13 protein-coding genes are annotated in these 15,719 nt (G+C 70.5%); 6 read left to right on the top strand and 7 right to left on the bottom strand.

Going from position 1 to position 15,719, the window contains the following annotated elements; all coding sequences use genetic code 11:
• From yidC to ACIGW4_RS04275, 6 genes are all read left to right on the top strand, one after another.
• The gene (gene yidC, locus ACIGW4_RS04300; protein ID WP_399578398.1) at positions 1-1,317 is read left to right on the top strand and encodes a membrane protein insertase YidC; all 1,317 of its coding nucleotides are present in this window, start codon (positions 1-3) and stop codon (positions 1,315-1,317) included.
• A gap of 29 nt (positions 1,318-1,346) precedes the next feature.
• The gene (locus ACIGW4_RS04295; RefSeq protein ID WP_123453571.1) at positions 1,347-1,859 is read left to right on the top strand and encodes a R3H domain-containing nucleic acid-binding protein; all 513 of its coding nucleotides are present in this window, start codon (positions 1,347-1,349) and stop codon (positions 1,857-1,859) included.
• Positions 1,860-1,977: 118 nt separating this feature from the next.
• The gene (gene rsmG / locus ACIGW4_RS04290; protein ID WP_123453573.1) at positions 1,978-2,694 is read left to right on the top strand and encodes a 16S rRNA (guanine(527)-N(7))-methyltransferase RsmG; all 717 of its coding nucleotides are present in this window, start codon (positions 1,978-1,980) and stop codon (positions 2,692-2,694) included.
• Positions 2,695-2,930: 236 nt separating this feature from the next.
• Complete coding sequence (locus tag ACIGW4_RS04285; protein WP_123453575.1) at positions 2,931-4,007, top strand: ParA family protein; 1,077 nt, start codon at positions 2,931-2,933, stop codon at positions 4,005-4,007.
• On the top strand, positions 4,004-5,044 hold the full coding sequence (locus ACIGW4_RS04280) for a ParB/RepB/Spo0J family partition protein (protein ID WP_398707994.1): 1,041 nt from the start codon (positions 4,004-4,006) through the stop codon (positions 5,042-5,044). Before ACIGW4_RS04285 ends, ACIGW4_RS04280 begins: the two co-directional genes overlap by 4 nt.
• 162 nt (positions 5,045-5,206) lie before the next feature.
• On the top strand, positions 5,207-5,824 hold the full coding sequence (locus ACIGW4_RS04275) for a GNAT family N-acetyltransferase (protein ID WP_123453579.1): 618 nt from the start codon (positions 5,207-5,209) through the stop codon (positions 5,822-5,824).
• A 68-nt stretch (positions 5,825-5,892) separates the two neighbouring features.
• Here ACIGW4_RS04275 and trxA read toward each other — a convergent pair whose 3' ends face one another.
• The 7 genes from trxA to ACIGW4_RS04240 form a co-directional block, all read right to left on the bottom strand.
• Complete coding sequence (gene trxA / locus ACIGW4_RS04270) at positions 5,893-6,231, bottom strand: thioredoxin (protein WP_123453580.1); 339 nt, start codon at positions 6,229-6,231, stop codon at positions 5,893-5,895.
• Positions 6,232-6,277: 46 nt separating this feature from the next.
• Entirely contained in the window at positions 6,278-7,243 is a 966-nt protein-coding gene (gene trxB, locus ACIGW4_RS04265; protein WP_123453582.1) for a thioredoxin-disulfide reductase, read from the bottom strand.
• A 138-nt stretch (positions 7,244-7,381) separates the two neighbouring features.
• Complete coding sequence (locus ACIGW4_RS04260) at positions 7,382-8,329, bottom strand: hypothetical protein (RefSeq protein WP_398707991.1); 948 nt, start codon at positions 8,327-8,329, stop codon at positions 7,382-7,384.
• A complete protein-coding gene (gene sigM, locus ACIGW4_RS04255) occupies positions 8,326-9,027 on the bottom strand; it encodes an RNA polymerase sigma factor SigM (RefSeq protein WP_190155419.1) in 702 nt (233 codons plus the stop codon). The genes ACIGW4_RS04260 and sigM overlap by 4 nt, the downstream gene beginning before the upstream one ends.
• Positions 9,028-9,052: 25 nt before the next feature.
• Entirely contained in the window at positions 9,053-10,744 is a 1,692-nt protein-coding gene (locus tag ACIGW4_RS04250; RefSeq protein ID WP_399578394.1) for a protein kinase family protein, read from the bottom strand.
• A gap of 117 nt (positions 10,745-10,861) precedes the next feature.
• Complete coding sequence (gene murJ / locus ACIGW4_RS04245; RefSeq protein ID WP_123453590.1) at positions 10,862-13,093, bottom strand: murein biosynthesis integral membrane protein MurJ; 2,232 nt, start codon at positions 13,091-13,093, stop codon at positions 10,862-10,864.
• Positions 13,094-13,138: 45 nt separating this feature from the next.
• The gene (locus ACIGW4_RS04240; RefSeq protein ID WP_399578393.1) at positions 13,139-15,502 is read right to left on the bottom strand and encodes a DUF6049 family protein; all 2,364 of its coding nucleotides are present in this window, start codon (positions 15,500-15,502) and stop codon (positions 13,139-13,141) included.
• Positions 15,503-15,719: the final 217 nt, after the last annotated feature.

Raw genomic sequence — 15,719 nt, 5'->3', positions numbered from 1 at the left:
GTGGACACGATTGCCAGTCTGTTCAGCTTCATCACCTGGCCCGTTTCCTGGGTCATCGTCCAGTTCCACAAGGTGTACGGGGCGATCTTCGGTCCCGACACGGGCTGGGCCTGGGGCCTGTCCATCGTGTCCCTCGTGGTGCTGATCCGTATCTGCCTGATCCCGCTTTTCGTCAAGCAGATCAAGTCGACGCGGAACATGCAGGCGCTCCAGCCGAAGATGAAGGCGATCCAGGAGCGCTACAAGAGCGACAAGCAGCGTCAGTCCGAAGAGATGATGAAGCTGTACAAGGAGACGGGCACCAACCCGCTCTCCTCGTGCCTTCCCATCCTGGCGCAGTCCCCGTTCTTCTTCGCCCTGTACCACGTGCTCTCCGCGATCGCCTCGGGCAAGGAGATCGGGGTCATCGACGGCCCGCTGCTCGCCAGCGCCCGTCAGGCCCACATCTTCGGCGCCCCGCTCGCCTCGAAGTTCACGGACACCGCCGCTGAGGTCGCCGCTCTCGACGCCTCGATCACGTCGGTCCGCATCGTCACCGCGGTCATGATCGTGATGATGTCGGCCTCGCAGTTCTTCACCCAGCGCCAGCTGATGATGAAGAACGTCGACCTCTCGGTGAAGACCCCGTACATGCAGCAGCAGAAGATGCTCATGTACATCTTCCCGCTGATCTTCGCCGGCATGGGCATCAACTTCCCCGTCGGTGTCCTCATCTACTGGCTGACCACGAACGTGTGGACCATGGGCCAGCAGATGTACGTGATCAACCAGAACCCGACCCCGGGCAGCAAGGCCCAGGACGCCTACCTCCAGCGCCTGCTGAAGAGCATCACGCACAGCGGTGAGGTCAAGGGCCGTCGCCGGAAGAACGTCGTCAAGGTCATCGTCGCCAAGGGCGGCGACCGCAACGAGAACGAGCGCCGCTTCTTCGTGGGCCTGTCCAAGGCCGGCTTCGCCGCCCAGCCGGACGGCACCGTGATCAAGAGCGACACGATCGTGGCCGAGGCCGAGGGCGGTGCCGCCGCCAGGCGCCAGCAGCCCAAGCGCCAGACCAAGTCCCAGCGCCAGGCCTCCGCGGCCCAGCAGCCCCTGGTGAAGGACTCCGAGGAAGGCTCCGAGCCGACCGCCGCAGAGGCGACCACCTCGCTCGAGAAGAAGCCCCAGGGTCCGGCTGTCACCGAGGCCAAGGGCGAGACGCAGGGTGACAAGCCCCAGCGTGGAAGCCGTGCCAACTCGGGTGGCTCGCGTCAGGGCAAGTCCGGCCAGGGCCAGCGCAAGGGTCAGCAGCGGCCCAAGCACCCCTCCTCCAAGAAGTAAGCCTCCCAGAAGCAAGAAGGAGTCCATCCGTGACGGAAGGCACCACCTCCGCCGCCGCCGAGGGTGGCGACACCCTGACCCGCCTGGAGCAGGAGGGTGAGATCGCGGCCGACTACCTCGAGGGCCTGCTCGACATCGCCGATCTCGACGGCGACATCGACATGGACGTCGAGGCGGACCGGGCCGCGGTCTCGATCATCAGCGACTCCGGCAGCCGCGACCTGCAGAAGCTCGTGGGCCGTGACGGCGAGGTCCTGGAGGCGCTCCAGGAGCTGACGCGCCTCGCGGTGCACCGCGAGACCGGCGACCGCAGCCGGCTGATGCTCGACATCGCCGGCTTCCGGGCCAAGAAGCGCTCCGAGCTCGCCGAGCTGGGTGCCAAGGCCGCGGCCGAGGTGAAGTCCACCGGCCAGCCGGTCAAGCTGGACCCGATGACGCCCTTCGAGCGCAAGGTCGTGCACGACGCGATCGCCGCCGCCGGTCTGCGCAGCGAGTCCGAGGGCGAGGAGCCGCAGCGCTTCGTCGTTGTGCTCCCGGCCTGACCCCTCACGTAGTGTCGGCCCCGTCTGTTCACAGGCGGGGCCGATCTTTGTCAGCCTTGATAGTCAGCCACCACAGTGCGCTCGCACGCGATGCGTGCGGTACGGAAGGACGGTTCCCGTGACGGAGGCAGCGGAGCTCCCCGAGGCGCCGGAGCAGGCGCGGACAGTCTTCGGAGAGTACTTCCCGGAGGCCGTGCGGTACGCGGAGCTGCTCGCGGACGCGGGTGTGAAGCGCGGTCTGATCGGCCCGCGTGAGGTCCCGCGTCTCTGGGAGCGCCACCTGCTGAACTGCGCCGTCCTCTCGGAGGTCGTTCCCGAGGGCGTCACCGTCTGCGACGTGGGCTCGGGCGCCGGTCTCCCCGGCATCCCCCTGGCCCTGGTCCGGCCCGATCTGAAGATCACTCTCCTGGAGCCCCTCCTGCGCAGGACGAACTTCCTCCAGGAGGTCGTCGAGCTGCTCGGTCTCGACCACGTGACCGTGGTGCGGGGACGCGCGGAGGAGATGCTCGGCAAGATCACGCCCGTGCACGTGGTGACCGCCCGCGCGGTGGCCCCGCTCGACCGGCTGGCCGGCTGGGGCGTTCCCCTGCTGCGTCCGTACGGAGAGATGCTGGCGCTCAAGGGCGACACCGCCCAGGAGGAGATCGACGGCGCTCGTGCCGCGCTCTCCCGGCTCGGCGTGGTGGAGACCTCGGTGCTTCAGGTGGGCGAGGGCGTCGTCGATCCCTTGTCCACGGTCGTGCGGGTGGAGGTCGGCGAGAGCCCCGGCGGTGTGCGGTTTGCGGCCAAGCGGGCGAAGGCGGCCCGGACCAGCAAGACCCGTCGGCGCCGCTGAGCGTCGCATACGTACCATTTCGGAGTGTCGAACGGTCCCGGCCGGGCGGCGGCGGCATGGTGTTTCACGTGAAACGTCGCTCACTGCTGCAGGGGATCATCAACCGCGGTCGCGCCGCTGCCACGCCCCGGGACCGTCGGCCCCGCGTGAAGCCACCCGTGAGGGTTACGGAGTTCTCCACAGAGGTGGATTCACCCACAGAACCACCGACCTCGCTGGTTCGTGACCCCGAAAGCATGGCAGGCTCTCCTCATCGCGAGCCTGAAGCCGAGGAGAGTGAATCCTTGCGGTCCGACGCCAACATCGCGGGACCGATGACCGATCCGGTCCCCGGTCCCCGAACCGAATCGGCGGGGGAGGATGTTTCACGTGAAACACCGCCCCCGATGGACGACACCCCCATCGGTCGTGCTGCCCAGCTGGCAGTAGAGGCGCTGGGCCGTGCCGGTGAGGGTCTTCCCCGCCCGGCCGAGACGCGTGTGATGGTGGTCGCCAATCAGAAGGGCGGCGTGGGCAAGACGACCACGACGGTCAACCTCGCCGCCTCCCTGGCGCTGCACGGTGCCCGCGTCCTGGTCATCGACCTGGACCCGCAGGGCAACGCCTCGACGGCGCTCGGCATCGACCATCACGCCGAGGTCCCCTCGATCTACGACGTCCTGGTGGACAGCAAGCCGCTCTCCGACGTGGTGCAGCCGGTCCTGGACGTCGAGGGCCTCTTCTGCGCCCCGGCCACCATCGACCTCGCCGGCGCGGAGATCGAGCTGGTGTCCCTGGTGGCGCGTGAGAGCCGCCTGCAGCGGGCGATCCAGGCCTATGAGCAGCCGCTGGACTACATCCTGATCGACTGCCCGCCCTCGCTCGGCCTCCTCACGGTCAACGCCATGGTGGCGGGCGCGGAGGTGCTGATCCCCATCCAGTGCGAGTACTACGCGCTGGAGGGTCTCGGACAGCTCCTGCGGAACGTCGACCTGGTGCGAGGGCACCTCAACCCGGCGCTCCACGTCTCGACGATCCTGCTCACCATGTACGACGGCAGGACGAGGCTCGCCTCGCAGGTCGCCGAAGAGGTGCGCAGCCACTTCGCCGAGGAGGTGCTGCGGACCAGCATTCCGAGGTCCGTCCGCATCTCGGAGGCGCCGAGCTACGGGCAGACGGTCCTCACCTACGACCCGGGCTCCAGCGGCGCCCTGTCGTATCTCGAAGCGGCCCGTGAGATCGCCCTGCGGGGGGCCGCCGTGCACTACGAGCCGCAGCACGCCCATGTAGGGCACCAGAACAACCAGCGCAGCATGTCGGAGGGGATCCAGTGAGCGAGCGACGTAGGGGATTGGGGCGTGGGCTCGGTGCGCTGATCCCCGCTGCTCCCCAGGAACGACAGGTCGAGCGCGGGGTGGCCGCCGCGAAGCTGACGACGCTGCCGCGGAGCCCGCAGGCCCCGGAATCGGACCCGGCGTGGAACGAGCCCGAGCCGGTGGCTCTGCCGGAGCCTCCGGCCGGGGCCTACTTCACCGAGCTTCCGATCAGTGCGATCGTGCCCAACCGGCACCAGCCGCGTGAGGTCTTCGACGAGGACGCGCTGGCGGAGCTCGTCACCTCCATCAAGGAGGTCGGTCTCCTCCAACCCGTGGTCGTGCGCAAGATCGAGGCCGACCGCTACGAGCTCGTCATGGGTGAGCGCCGTCTGCGGGCTTCGACGGCGGCGGGCCTTGAGCGGATCCCGGCGATCGTCCGGGACACCGACGACGAGAAGATGCTCCTGGACGCGCTCCTGGAGAACCTTCACCGGGCCCAGCTGAACGCGATCGAGGAGGCCCACGCCTACGAGCAGCTCCTCAAGGACTTCGGCTGCACCCATGACCAGCTCGCGGAGCGGATCGGGCGGTCCCGCCCTCAGATCTCCAACACGCTGCGTCTGCTGCGGCTCTCCTTGCCGGTGCAGCGCCGGGTCGCCGCCGGAGTGCTCTCCGCCGGACACGCGCGGGCCCTGCTCGGGGTCGAGGACCCGGAAGCCCAGGACAAGCTGGCGTACCGGATCGTCTCCGAAGGCCTCTCGGTGCGGAGCGTCGAGGAGATCGTGAGCCTCATGGGCTCCGAGGAGCCCACGTCCGCGGCCAAGCCGAGGGGACCGCGCGCCGGCGCCCGGGTCTCGCCCGCGCTGACGGACCTCGCCACCAGGCTCTCGGACCGCTTCGAGACCCGCGTGAAGGTCGACCTGGGACAGAAGAAGGGCAAGATCGTCGTCGAGTTCGCCTCGATGGACGATCTGGAGCGGATCCTCTCGACCCTGGCTCCCGGCGAGGGGCGGGTCCTGGGCCGCACGAACGCCGAGCAGGGCGCCGAGGACTGATCCCCTCCCTGCTCGTCGGGACCGCTCAGGGCGGGCCGTGCTCCGGACTTCACCGGAACGCGGCCCGCCCTTTGCCTATGAGCGGTATCGCCCCGATCGCCCGATCGATACGATTCCGAGAGGCGTATCCGTGCTCGATGGCGAGGGAAACGAGGAGCAGCCGTGGGGCGTCGGCTCGTACCGCTCACCCTGGACAACCTTCCGGATCTCCCCAAGCGGTGTCGCTCCTGCGTCTTCTGGGAGCTCGACCCGGTCAGCGGTGAGGCGGCGGTGAAGGCGGGGCGCCCGGAGCTGGAGAAGGAGGCCTGGATCTCGGGCGTTCTCCTGGAGTGGGGCTCCTGCGGCCGGGTGGTCTACGTCGATGACGTGCCGGTCGGTTACGTCCTCTATGCTCCCCCGGCCTATGTGCCGCGCTCGACGGCCTTCCCGACGAGCCCCGTGGCGGCGGACGCCGTCCAGCTGATGACGGCATGGATCATGCCGGGCTACCAGGGGCAGGGCCTGGGGCGGGTGATGGTGCAGACGGTGGCCAAGGACGTGATGCGGCGGGGCTTCAAGGCGATCGAGGCGTTCGGAGACGCCCGGTGGAAGGAGCCGGCCTGTGTGCTGCCGGCCGACCATCTCCTCGCGGTGGGCTTCAAGACCGTCCGTCCGCACCACGCCTTCCCCCGGCTGAGGCTGGAGCTCAGGACGACGCTCTCCTGGAAGGAGGACGTCGAGATGGCCCTGGACCGTCTGCTCGGCGCCGTGCAGAAGGAGCCCGCCCTGCGGCCTCTGTAGCGGAGACATGAGAAACGGCCCGCCCCCTGCCGGGGACGGGCCGTTTCACGTGAAACACGCGGGAAGCATCAGGCCTTGGGGGCGCCGATGAAGGGGTCCAGGTCGCGCAGGATGGCGGCCTTCGGCTTGGCGCCGACGATGGTCTTCACGACCTCGCCGCCCTGGTAGACGTTGAGCGTCGGGATGGACATGACGCCGTACTTGGCGGCCGTGGCCGGGTTCTCGTCGATGTTGAGCTTCACGATCTCGACATCGTCCTGCTCGTTGGCGATGGCCTCCAGCGACGGGGCGATCTGACGGCACGGGCCGCACCAGGCAGCCCAGAAGTCCACCAGGACGGGCTTGTCGCTCTTGAGGACGACTTCCTCGAAGTCTGCGTCGGTCACGTTCTTCAGGGCGCCGGCCACGGCGGCCTCCTTATTTCGCGGGGTGTGAGGTGGGGAGAGACGGGGGTCAGACCGCGGGGGTCTCGGCCAGCTTCTCGCTGTCGGCGAGGGCGGCCAGGAAGCGCTCGGCGTCGAGTGCGGCGGAGCAGCCGGTGCCGGCGGCGGTGATGGCCTGACGGTAGGTGTGGTCGACGACGTCACCGGCGCCGAAGACACCCGTGAGGTTCGTGCGCGTCGACGGGGCGGCGACCTTGAGGTAGCCCTCCTCGTCCAGGTCCAGCTGGCCCTTGAAGAGCTCGGTCCGCGGGTCGTGGCCGACGGCGATGAAGAGGCCGGTGACGGGGAGCGCGCGGGTCTCGCCGGTCTTGGTGTCGCGCAGGGTCAGACCGCTGAGCTTCTGGTCGCCGTGGATCTCGGTGACCTCGCTGTCCCAGGCGAAGGAGATCTTCGGGTCGGCGAAGGCGCGCTCCTGCATGGCCTTGGAGGCGCGCAGGGTGTCCCGGCGGTGGACGATCGTGACGGACTTGGCGAAGCGCGAGAGGAAGGTGGCCTCCTCGATCGCGGTGTCGCCGCCGCCGACGACGGCGATGTCCTGGTCCTTGAAGAAGAACCCGTCGCAGGTGGCGCACCAGGAGACACCGCGGCCGGAGAGCGCGTCCTCGTTGGGGAGGCCGAGCTTGCGGTGCTGGGAGCCGGTGGTGACGATCACGGCCTTCGCGCGGTGCACGGTGCCGGCGGTGTCGGTGACGGTCTTGATGTCACCCGTCAGGTCCACGGAGATGACGTCGTCCGGGACCAGCTCGGCGCCGAAGCGCTCGGCCTGGGCACGCATGTTGTCCATCAGGTCCGGGCCCATGATCCCGTCGCGGAACCCGGGGAAGTTCTCGACCTCGGTGGTGTTCATGAGGGCGCCACCGGCGGTGACGGCACCCTCGAAGACCAGAGGCTTCAGCGACGCTCGGGCCGTGTAGAGCGCAGCGGTGTAACCCGCGGGACCGGAGCCGATGATGATCACGTTACGGACGTCGCTCACGGGTTTCTTCCTCGTCTCTGCAGACTTCACTGCCTACGGGGGCGGTTGTCTCGGTCGCTCTCACCCCACCCAACGGATCCTAAGGGGCGTGCATTCCCGAGACCGCCGCGCGGCACCGTGGCCGGGCGTGGAGAGAGGTCAGGAGCGAGGGTACGTCCTGCTGAGGAGGAGTCCGGCGGCCGGGCTTCCGGTCTCCGTGGGTTGCTGGGCGCAGGAGGCGTCGAGCACATAGGCCTGGACCCGTGTGCTGTCCGCCGGATCCGTCAGGACGAGCAGGTAAGCGGGCGCACCCCTGTATTCGCCCCGCTCGTAGCCGAGTACGCCGTCGCTCCGGCCGGTGCCTGCCAGGACGCAGGCGGGGACGGCGGTGTTCCCGGTGCGCCGGGACGCGTCGCCACCGGACTCGGCGGACATGGATTCGGGTCCGATCCCCTGGGGGGTCTTGGGTGCGCGGTTCTCGGCGAGGAGGGCGTGGACGCGGTCCTCGACGGGTGCGCCGGAGAAGGGGCTGAGGGGCGCGCTCGCGAGCGTGTCGGCCTTCTCGGTGTCCTGGGCCGCGCCGCCGGCGGTCAGGTTGCCCGCCTGGCTGAGGTACAGGCTCGTTCCGAGCACCATGGCCCCGAAGGCGGCCCCGATCGTGGAGAGCAGCGCGATCCGGCGTCGACGGGGCTTTCCGGGGCGCCCGGGGCCGGTGCCGGCCCGAGGACGTCCGGCGGGGCGATCCGCGGCCGGGGAAGGCGGTGCGGGAGGAGCGGTCTCGGATGTCTCTGCCGAGGAGCGCGGTGTTTCACGTGAAACAGGGTTGTCGCGTTCCGGGGAGGTGGCGTTGAGGAGGGCTTCGGCGGCCAGGGCGGCATCGATCCGCCCGGCGATCTCGGCAGGCATGCGGGGCGGCCCCGGCAGGGTGCCGAGCAGGCCCCGGATCTCCTCCAGGGAGGACCGTACGTCGGCGCAGAGGGGACAGGCGTCCACGTGCTGCCGTACGGCCGCCGAACGGGTCGGCGAGAGCAGCCCCTCGGTCAGATCGGAGATCTCCGAGACGTCCGGGTGCTGTGTGGTGTCGGCCCTGCCGGCCGTGGAAGTCACGTGCGCCCACCTCCGCCCTTCACAGCAGCTGGATCTGTCGGTCCGGTGTCCGTCGGCCCCGGCACCGGTGGGACGGATGTCCCCGGCGTCCGGTTCCTTCCCCCTTCGGTGGCCTCGTTACCCACGGTGTCGGCGCGCAGATGAGTGACCATCGGAAGGAGGCGTGCCCGCCCGCGTGCGCAGCGGCTCTTCACGGTTCCGGTGGGGACGCCGAGGATACGGGCCGCCTCGGCGACGGGGTATCCCTGCATGTCGACCAGGACGAGGGCGGCACGTTGATCCGGAGGAAGCGTGGCGAGCGCGGCCAGCAGCTCCCGGTGGAGGTCCTGGCGCTCGGCGGGGGCCTCGGCGGACTCGTGGGGTTCGAGGAGCTGCTCGAACCGGTCGGTGTCGTCGACGGACGAGGTCTTGCGAGAGGCGGCCTTGCGGGCACGGTCGAGGCAGGCGTTCACCGTGATGCGGTGGAGCCAGGTCGTGACGGCCGACTGGCCACGGAAGGTGTGGGCGGCCCGGAAGGCGGAGATCAGGGCGTCCTGGACGGCGTCCGCGGCCTCCTCGCGGTCCCCCAGGGTCCGCAGCGCCACCGCCCACAGCCGGTCACGGTGGCGCCGCACGAGCTCACCGAAGGCGTCGGGGTCCCCGGCGACATGACGTGCCAGGAGTTCCTGGTCGTCCACGGCGTCTATCGGACGGTCCAACGGTGAGCCCCCTCCCCTGTGGTCGTCAGCTCATGACCTTGACTTCGGTCAGCTGGCCGCGGAACTCGCCGTCGGTGAGAGGCAGCTCCGTCAGCCAGACCAGAACGTAGCGGGTCGTGACGGGCTTGATGAGCTTCAACTTCATGTCGCTGCCCGTTTTGGACACCTGAGTGGTGAATCCTTCTGCCGTGGACGGCGCCGAGGAGGCATCGGCGGGCGCCGTGCGGATCTCCGCCGAGGTGGGCCCGACGAACGACAGGTCGACCGAGCCGACCTTCTGGGCCGAGCCCAGGTCCAGCACGATCCCGACGCCGCTCTTCAGATTGCCGAACTTCGCGGTGGTGTAGTTCTTGGTGTGCCAGAAGGTGCTCGGATCACCGTCGAAGGCGTTCGCCACGGACTCCGGGTACTCCTCGCCGTTGCCCCCGGGGGGCGGGTCGAAGTCCTGGGCGGACGAGATGGCGATCGGCTTCGACGGCGCGGGCTTGTCGTCGGCCGACGGGTGCACTATCGGCGTCTCGTCCTTGCCCTCCGGCGCGAGCAGCCGGTCCGCGATCTGCCAGCTGCCGAGGCCAAGCGCGGCGATGAGAAGGGCCGAGACGGCCCACTTCATCGCCTTGCCGGTGCGGCTCTCCAGCGGGGCCGGCGGGACGACGACCGGCTGGGTGGTCACGGGACGCGGCTGGGGACGCCCGTAGGTGCCCTGCTGGTACGTCGTCTGCTGGTACTCGGGCGGGGCGATGAACTCTGGCTCCGGCGGCTTGACGCGGGGCATCGACGCCACGGCCTTGGCCAGCTCGTCCGGGGTGGTGCAGGGCGGCTCCTGTCGCGAGGCGGTGGCCCCGTCGTTCGCCAGGGCGCGCATGGCGATCTCCGCGAGGCCGCGGTGGACGCCCGCGCGCACCTGGTCGGGCGGGAGCAGCCCGACGCCCTTGGGGAGGCCGGAGAGGCCGTGGGCGTCGTTCTCGTACGGCCAGCGCTGGGTGAGCGCGGCGTACAGCAGGGCGCCGATGGCCTCGGTGTCGGTGCGCTGCGGACGCTCGGCGGTGATGCCGCGCAGGGCGGCGTTCACGGCCAGGCCGCGGATCCGGTACTGGCCGGTGGAGCTGCGCAGCACGGCGCTCGGCGTGAGCCGGAGGTGGGCGAGGCCCTCGCGGTGGGCTGCGGCCATGGCCTGGGAGACCTGGCTGACGAGCTGGTACGCGTCGTGGGGCTCCAGGGGACCGGCCGCGAGCAGCGCGGTCAGCTCGGTGGAGTCGGGCAGCCATTCGTGCACGACGTAGACGAGGTCGTTCTCCTCGACGGCGTCGAGGACCTGGACGAACCGGGGGTCGCCGAGGAGGGCCGAGGAGCGGGCCGCGGCCAGGACCGACCGGGCCCTGGGGTGGTCGGCCGGCAGCAGGTGGACCCCGACCGCGCGGCGCAGCTTCTCGTCGACGGCGCGCCAGCTGCTGAACCCGTCCAGACGGGTGACGCACTCCTCCAACCGATAGCGTCTGGCCAGCTTGTGGCCGCTGTGCAGCTCGGGTGCCGTGATGGGGGGCTGTTCGCCGCTCTGTCGTTCGACCGCCTTGCTCTCCGTGGCCTCGGCGGTCTTCTCCGCCGTCTTCTGGTCTTCCGCCACCCCGTCGGTCGCGGCCGTGTCCGCCTTGGCGGTCAGCGGATCGTCACCGCTGTTGTCGGCCACGTCGACGGCAGCCGTGCTACGTTCCGCCACCGTCGTTCCTGCCTCCCCATCCGTTGCGCCACATCCAACAGCCAAGCCAATTGTGCCCACAGTCGGACGCTATGCACGACACGCGGTTCCCGCCGATGGTTGTGCGGGTCCGGTGGTTCAGCGTCCCAGACGTCCGCGGACCATGCCGACCAGGCTGTTGAGCTCCGCGATCCGCATGCGCTTCGCCGCGACGAAGAAGACGCCGAGGAGGACCGCACCGCCCACCACGAGGGCGGCGAGCGAGCCCAGGGCGCCCTCGCCGAGCAGCTTCAGCAGACCGAAACCGACGGCGCCGGCGACGATCGCGGCGGGCACGGAGGCCATGCAGAGCCGTGCGTAGGTCCGCATCACGTGGGTGCCGTCCAGGTCGCCGCCCAGGCGCTTGCTGAGCCGGCGCCAGGCGACGCCGACGCCGACGGCGTAGGCGAGCCCGTACGAGGCGGCCATGCCGACGACCGCCCACTGGGCGGGCAGGACGACGTAGCAGATCGCCGAGGCGGCCGCGTTGACGGCGGCCACGATCACCGTGTTGTAGAAGGGCGTCCGGGTGTCCTCGTAGGCGTAGAAGCCGCGGAGCACGACGTACTGGACGGAGTAGGGGATCAGACCGAGGCCGAAGGCCATCAGGATGAAGCCCATGCCCTGGGCGGCCTCGACGCCGCTGGAAGCGTAGAGCAGGGTGCACATCGGGACGCCGAGCGCGAGGAAGGCGAAGGAGACCGGGACGATCGCGACGGCCGAGTTCCGCAGGCCCTGCGAGATGTCGTCCCGGACGGCGCCGGGATCGTCGTCGTGGGCGGCGCGGGAGATCCGCGGCAGCAGCGCGGCCATGACGGAGACCGTGATGATGGCCTGCGGCATGCCCCAGATCAGCTGGGCGTTGGAGTAGGCGAGGAAGCCCGCGCCGTTCTTCCCGGACTCCTCACCGGCGGCGGTGGCGAGCTGGGTGACGACCAGGACGCCCGCCTGGTTGGCGAGGACGAAGAGGACGGTCCACTTGGCCAGCTTGACCGTCTTGCCGAGTCCGTGACCCTTCCAGTCGAAGCGGGGACGGAAGCGGAAGCCCGTCTCGCGCAGGTACGGGATCATCGCCAGGGCCTGGACGGCGAGACCGAGCAGGGTGCCGATGCCGAGCAGGCGGATGCCCTCGTCCGGGATGGTCTGCACGCCCATGTGGGACTCGGCGGAGGTGCCGTAGACCCAGATGAACAGACCGAAGGTGACGATCATGACGATGTTGTTGAGGACCGGGGTCCACATCATCGCGCCGAACTTGCCGCGGGCGTTGAGGATCTGGCCCATCACCACGTGCACGCCCATGAAGAAGATCGTGGGCAGGCAGTAGCGGGCGAAGGTCACGGCCACGCTGTTGGCCGCCGCGTCGTCGGCGATGGTGTTCGACATCAGCCGGACCAGCAGCGGCGCCGCGAAGACGGCCAGGGCCACGATGAGGCCGAGCGCCACCATGACCAGGGTGAGCAGACGGTTGGCGTAGGCCTCGCCGCCGTCCTCGTCGTTCTTCATCGAGCGGACGAGCTGGGGGACGAAGACCGAGTTGAGGCCGCCGCCGACGGTGAGGATGTAGATCATCGTCGGCAGGGTGTAGGCGATGGTGAAGGTGTCGCCGAGCAGGGCCGCGCCGAGCGCTCCGGTGATCACCAGGCTGCGGACGAAGCCGGTCAGCCGGGAGACCAGGGTGCCGGCCGCCATCACCGCGCTCGACTTGAGGATGCCGGAGGCACGGCCGGACTTCTTGGGGGCGGGCGCGGGCAGCGGGTCCGGCTCCGAGGTGGGCGGGGGCACCTGTCCCGACGCCTGCTGGTCCCGGTAGAGGTGCGCGAACGCGTCCGGCTCGGGCTCCTCCTCACCGGCCCGGGTCACCAGGTCGTCGACCCCGGTGAACTGGACCGTGCGCGCGTCGTCGCCGTACGGCAGGTGGCGTGAGGGGCCGTCCGGCTCGGGCGCCGGGGTCTGCGCCCACACCCGGGGGTCGGGAGCGTGCTGCGGCGCGGCGGGCTGCTGGTAGAGCGCGTGCGGGTCCTGGTAGGTGCCGGGCGGGGGCGGCGGGTGCGCGGCACGGTCGTAGAGCGCCTCGGTCACCGGGTCCTGCGCGGACATGTCCTGGGCCCGGTACGGGTCGTGGGCGTAGGCGTCCTGGACGTAGGGGTCCTGGGCATACGGGTTCTGCGCGTGGGGGTCCTGGCCCTGCGGGTCCTGGGCGTAGGGGTCCTGTCCCCGGGGGGACGACACCGGCGGGTGGCCGGCGCCGGGAGGCGCAGCGGGCGTCCCACCGGACGGCGCCGGGCCGCCCGCGCCCTGGCCGCGGTCACCGTCGTACGGCGCGTTCATGGTTACCCCACCTCATCGTCCCCGGCCGACCGGCCACGACATCGCTCAACGGTCCACTTTCTCACCCGTGCCCGACGGGTCGCCGCTTTCGGGTCCGGTGTCCGGTGTCGGGTCACTCGGCTGCACGGGTTCGTCCCCGCGGGACTCCCCTGCGCCGGACCCGTCCCGGACGAGCTCCGAAGCGGCGCCTCCCTCGGTGGCCTCGGCGCCCTCGGCCGCCTCGGCCTCGGCGTTCCGGGCGGCCACCCGCTTGCGCTGGCTGTACATGCGCACACCGGCGAGAACGAGGAGGAGGACACCGCCGGCGATCACGAGCATCACCGTGGGAGTGATCTCGGAGACCTTCACGGTGAAGTCCATCGGCTGCCCGTACGGGGTGCCGTCCTCGGTGTAGAGCTGGGCCGTCATCGTCACCTGGCCGTTGACGTTCGCCGAGGCGGGGAACTTCACCGACTGGCTGTGTCCGCCGCCGACCTTCACCGGCAGCTCGGCGTACCTGTCGCCGTTCACCTCCAGCCGGTTCTTGTTGGCGGAGGTGAGGCGCAGCACCAGGTTGCCCACGTCCTGGAGCAGCTTGTTCTGGACGGTCACGGGGATCGTCGCGCTGCGGCCGGAGAGCGTGAGGTCCGACTTGTCGACGAGCTGCACGCCCTTGGTGAGGGTCTGCAGGTAGTCCAGGACGTTGTTCCGGTAGATCGCGGCCGCCCGGGCCTCACCGCGCCAGGAGGTCGACATCTCGCGGTTGATCGCGTTGCCGAACGGCGTCACGACGCGTTCCGGCTGGGTCAGGACGACCTTGAAGTCGTCCAGCTCGTCCCGGGTGGTCTTCATGTCACGGAAGGCCTGGACCGGAAGCTCCCGGTCCCGCAGCGCCTTCGGGTAGCGGGAGCCGCTCGGCACCGTGGTGGAGGCGTCCGGGTCCGGCTTGGCCGCGGCGGCCGCGAGGAGATCGGTCGGCTGGGTCCAGCGCCGGGCGGAGAGGCCCTCCAGAGCGGTCGCCATGGCCTGCGCCTGGGCGGCGGTCGGCATCCGCTGCGGGGCGACCACGACGCTGCGCTGGTCCTCCGGCTGCTCCAGGGTGATCGCCAGGGACTGGGCGAGGAACTCCTGGACCGCGAGCGTGGAGCTCTCCGCGCGGACCATGTCCCCCTCGAAGGCGGTGGACAGGAGCGCGTCGCTCACCACGGCCGTGGTGCTGCCGTTGCCGAGGGGGCGGGCGGCCGTGGGCGTGTAGGGGAGGTCGTCGCGGACGCTGTCGCTCCGGGCGATCACCTTGTCGGCGCCCGCGGAGGTCGCGACCGCCGCGATGGAGGGGTCCACGGCTCCGTCGGCGGGCCAGGCGAAGTCGGTGGAAGCCGGCACGTGGAGGACGGTCTCGACCGTCACGCCCGCCAGGGCGGTCGCCGACTGGAGGTGTCCGAGGGAGCCGGGGACGTCCTTGCCCCGGTGGGCCAGCGAGGCCAGGTCGGGGTCCGCGAAGGGCAGGGCGACGACCTTGTGCCCCTGGACCGCCTTCTCCAGCGCGTCCAGCCACCGTTCGGCGACGGCCTGGTCCTTGCCGGGGACGTCCAGGTCGCCGTCCTTGACGCGGTAGCCGTTCGCCATGGCGTCGACGGAGGCCAGCAGGTCCGGGTCGACCACCCAGGTGACCGGCAGGTTCTTGCCGAGCGAGACCAGCCGGTCCAGGCGTCCGCCCGGCCGCAGCTCGGCCGCCAGGGCGTCGTCCTCGAAGACCGGGGTCTGCTGGTCGTCCGTGGCCGTCTGCGCCGAGACGTGCGCCGAGGAGATCAGCGGCCAGAGGTAGGCGAGCTGGGTCTTCTTCTCGGTGGCCTCCGGCTGGTACGGCAGGAAGGTCCGCTCGATGCCGAGCACCCGGTCGTACTGCCGGTCCGAGGTCTGCCCGGTGAGGGAGACGCCCAGCTGGTAGACGCCCTCCTCGTCGAGTCCGAGCTCGGAGACGGGGACGGACAGCGAGAAGTCGGTGCTGAGGCCGGCCCCCAGCCTGGGGATCTTGACGACGGGGGCGTCCTCGAGGGGGGCGGGATCGCTGTCGTTCCGGAAACCGGTCCGCCCCGTGACCTGCTCGATCTCGCTGCGGCTCGTCATCCTCGGCCCGACGCGCAGGTTCACGGTCGCGCCGGTGACGGTCTTCTTGCCCCGGTTGGTCACCGTGCCGGTGACGGTGACGGTGTCGCCCGCGACGGGAGCGCTCGGAGCCAGCGTGGCGAGGGACACATCGACGGTCCTGGAGCCGGTGCCGTCCTCGGCGGTGGCCGCCGGAGCGGCGGCGACCGGGGCCTGGAGCAGGCCGGCGAGGAGCGGCGCCCCGAAGGCGACGGTGATCGTGCGCCGCAGCCATCGGCGGGCAGGTGAGGGACCGGTTCCCTGGATGTCTGCCGCCTCGGCCACGCGTTCGCCCGTCCTCGTCGTTGTCTGTGGTGCCAGTGCTGTCGGTGGTTCCCGGTTGCTGTGTCCAGGCATGGTAACGAGGCACGCCGGGGGCAAGTGCCGGGGAGTGCTCCAGCCGATCTTCGACCGACCGCCGCCGGTGCCGCCGGGCACCCCGCCGGGCGGAGACGCGGAGGCCGGGCGGCCTCACCCGGCGGAAAACGAGGACATCGCGGTG

The organism is Streptomyces sp. NPDC053513 (assembly GCF_044544765.1).
GTDB classification, from domain to species: Bacteria; Actinomycetota; Actinomycetes; order Streptomycetales; family Streptomycetaceae; genus Streptomyces; species Streptomyces litmocidini.
The sequence above is the reverse complement of the archived record's forward strand: the minus strand, read 5'-3'. Positions and strand labels throughout refer to the sequence as shown.

Excerpts from the sequence above, each read along its gene's own strand:
- murJ (WP_123453590.1), bottom strand. The coding sequence starts at position 13,093 with ATGAACGCGCCGTACGACGGTGACCGCGGCCAGGGCGCGGGCGGCCCG.
- ACIGW4_RS04285 (WP_123453575.1), top strand. The coding sequence starts at position 2,931 with ATGGCAGGCTCTCCTCATCGCGAGCCTGAAGCCGAGGAGAGTGAATCC.